Source organism: Sphingomonas sp. FUKUSWIS1, assembly GCF_000733135.1.
Lineage (GTDB): Bacteria > Pseudomonadota > Alphaproteobacteria > Sphingomonadales > Sphingomonadaceae > Sphingomonas > Sphingomonas aerolata.
Map to the genome: position 1 here is coordinate 56,023 of NZ_JPJC01000259.1, position 3,086 is coordinate 59,108.

Here is a 3,086-nt window from a genome sequence, read left to right on the forward strand (position 1 = left end):
TACACCAGCGGCGGGGAGGCGATCTATTGCCATGCCAAGATCCTGATCGCGGACGACCAGATCTTCCGGCTCGGGTCGTCGAACATGAACAACCGTTCGCTGCGGCTCGACACCGAATGCGACCTCGCGATCCGCGCGCATGACGAGGCGACGAGCACGGGGATCACCGCGATCCGCAACGACCTGATCGCCGAACATCTCGCGGTCGATGTCGAGGTAGTGACCACGATGATCGCCGAGACCGGGTCGCTGATCGAGACGATCGAGCGGCTGCGCGGGCAGGGCAAGTCGCTGCGCGCCTATGAGGCGCCCGACCTGACCGCGGTCGAGGAATGGCTGGCGGACAATGAGGTACTCGATCCCGAGGGGCCCGAGGAGATGTTCGAGAGCTTCGCGAAGCGCGGCCTGTTCCGCCGCCTCCGCCACCGCCGCCCGAAGAAGAAGTGAGCGATCCTCCCCCGCCAGGGGGAGGATCAGATTAGAACAGCCCTTCGATCAGCCCATCCGCATCGAGCCGGATCGCTTCGGCTGCGGGAACGCGCGGGAGGCCGGGCATCGTCATGATCTCGCCGCAGATCGCGACGACGAAGCCCGCGCCTGCGGCCAGCCGAACCTCGCGCACCGGCACGATATGCCCGGTCGGCGCGCCGAGCAGCGCAGGGTCGCTCGAGAAGCTGTACTGCGTCTTGGCAAGGCAGACGGGCAGGTGGCCATAGCCGGCATCCTCCCAGCGCTTGAGCTGCGCGAGCACGCTGGGCTCCGCGACCGCATGCTCGGCGCGGTAGATGCGCCGGGCAACCGTATCGATCTTGTCGAACAGCGACAGCTCGTCGCCATAAAGCGGCGCGAAATTCGCGGCATGCGTGTCGCACAGCTCGGCCACCGCGTCGGCGAGCTTGGTTGCCCCCGCGCCGCCCTCGGCCCAGTGGCGGCACAGGATCGCGCGGGCGCCGTGCGCGCTCGCCGCCTCGTGCACGACCGCGATCTCGGCCTCGCTGTCGGTGTGGAAATGGTTGATCGCGACGACCGCGGGGACGCCGAACTGGCGGATATTCTCGATATGGCGGACGAGATTGACCGCGCCGCGGCGGACCGCCTCGACGTCCTCCGCGCCCAGATCGGCCTTGGCGACCCCGCCGTTCATCTTGAGCGCGCGGACCGTCGCGACGATCACCACCGCATCGGGGGACAGCCCCGCCTGGCGGCATTTGATGTCGAAGAACTTCTCCGCGCCCAGATCCGCGCCGAAGCCCGCCTCGGTCACGACATAGTCGCCCAGCGCCAGCGCCGCGCGCGTCGCGATCAGCGAGTTGCAGCCATGCGCGATATTGGCGAACGGCCCGCCGTGAAGGAAGGCAGGGTTGCCCTCGAGCGTCTGGACGAGGTTCGGCTTGATCGCCTCGGCCAGCAGGACCGCCATCGCGCCGTCCGCCTTCAGGTCGCGCGCGGTGATGGGGCTGCGATCGCGCGTGTAGGCGACGACGATGTCACCCAGCCGCCGCTCCATGTCCGCGAGATTTTCGCTGAGGCACAGGATCGCCATGACCTCGGAGGCGACGGTGATGTCGAACCCCGATTCGCGCGGATAGCCGTTGGCAACTCCGCCGATCGACTGGACGATGTCGCGCAGCGCGCGGTCGTTCATGTCGAGCACGCGGCGCCACACCACGCGGCGCACATCGATCTGCAGCGCGTTGCCCCAATGGATATGATTGTCGATCATCGCCGCGAGCAGGTTGTGCGCCGCGGTGATCGCGTGAAAATCGCCGGTGAAATGGAGGTTGATGTCCTCCATCGGCGCGACCTGCGCCCGCCCGCCGCCGGTCGCCCCGCCCTTGGTGCCGAAGCACGGCCCCAGCGACGGTTCGCGCAGCGCCAGCACGGTCTTGCGCCCCGTCAGGTTCAGCGCGTCGGCCAGCCCGACCGAGGTCGTCGTCTTGCCCTCGCCCGCGGGCGTCGGGTTGATCGCGGTGACGAGCACCAGCCGGCCACGCCGCGCGCCCTCGCGGCGGCCATGCGCCTCGAGCCAGTCGAGTGCGATCTTGGCCTTGAACCGGCCGTAGGGCTCGACCGCGTCGTCGGGGATGCCGAGCGCGTCGGCAACCCGCGCGATGGGGCGCAGCGCGACGCTGCGGGCGATGGCAATGTCGGTTGTCATGAGCCTAGTTCTTCAGTTTCCAGCCGCTCTTCAGCAGCATGTAGCACAGGGTGGCGAGCGCGACGTCGATCGCCAGGATGACGAGGCCGCCGACGAGCACCGGCGAATCGGCGACGCCCAGAAAGCCGTAGCGAAAGCCCGAGATGATGTAGAAGAACGGATTGACGTGGCTGAACGCGCGGAACGCGGGCGCCAGCGTGTCAACCGAATAGAAGGTGCCCGACAGCAGCGAGAGCGGCGCGACGACGAAGTTGGTGACCGCGGCGGCATGGTCGAACTTGTCCGCCCAGATCGACGTCAGCACGCCGAGCAGCGCGAGGAAGGTCGCGCCGAGCAGGCCGAACCACAGGATTGCGAGCGGCGCATGCGGCGTGACGTGCACGCCCGGATACAGCGCCATCGCCGCCCAGACGACGCACCCGACCAGCACCGCACGGGTCACCGCACCGCCGACCAGCGCGGCGAGCAGCTCGGCGGTCGACAGCGGCGGCTGAAGGTAGTCGACGATCGTGCCCTGCATCTTGCCGACCAGCAGCGAGAAGCTCGCATTGGCGAAGGCCGGGCCCATCATGCCCTGGCTGATGATCAGCCCGGGGGCGATGAAATCGGCGAACATCACGGTCTCGCCGCCGACCAGCACGGGGCGTTTGGCGCCCGTCGCGATGGTGAAAACGATCAGGAACAGCAATGTCGTCATCGCCGGCGCCCACACCGTCTGCAGCTGGACCTTGAAGAACCGGCGCACCTCCTTGATATAGAGGGTACGAAGTCCCTCCCAGTTCACGTTGCGAATGACGGGAACGCCGGGGGCGGATTGCACCGCCGACTGGATTTCACCGATTGGGGGCTGGCTGCTCATGGGGGTTGCGGGTAATCGCTGCCGCTGTCGCCCGCAACCCGGTTGACGAAGACTATACCGGCCGACCCG

At 67.9% G+C, this 3,086-nt stretch carries 3 protein-coding genes; 1 reads left to right on the plus strand and 2 read right to left on the minus strand.

Annotated features, from left to right (window positions below; all coding sequences use genetic code 11):
* Nucleotides 1–447: phospholipase D-like domain-containing protein (locus tag sphsw_RS19550; RefSeq protein WP_042467629.1), on the plus strand; the 447-nt coding region annotated here is incomplete at its 5' end.
* A 31-nt stretch (nucleotides 448–478) separates the two neighbouring features.
* On the opposite strand, the gene sphsw_RS16945 is transcribed toward sphsw_RS19550, so the two are convergent.
* A complete protein-coding gene (locus sphsw_RS16945; protein ID WP_031441649.1) occupies nucleotides 479–2,158 on the minus strand; it encodes a formate--tetrahydrofolate ligase in 1,680 nt (559 codons plus the stop codon).
* Nucleotides 2,159–2,162: 4 nt separating this feature from the next.
* Nucleotides 2,163–3,017: an ABC transporter permease gene (locus sphsw_RS16950; protein ID WP_031441650.1), complete on the minus strand. Its 855-nt coding sequence runs from the start codon at nucleotides 3,015–3,017 to the stop codon at nucleotides 2,163–2,165.
* Nucleotides 3,018–3,086: the final 69 nt, after the last annotated feature.

What these genes read in the sequence shown, in the direction of transcription:
- sphsw_RS16950 (WP_031441650.1), bottom strand. Translation starts at nt 3,017, where the DNA reads ATGAGCAGCCAGCCCCCAATCGGTGAAATCCAGTCGGCGGTGCAATCC.
- sphsw_RS16945 (WP_031441649.1), bottom strand. Translation starts at nt 2,158, where the DNA reads ATGACAACCGACATTGCCATCGCCCGCAGCGTCGCGCTGCGCCCCATC.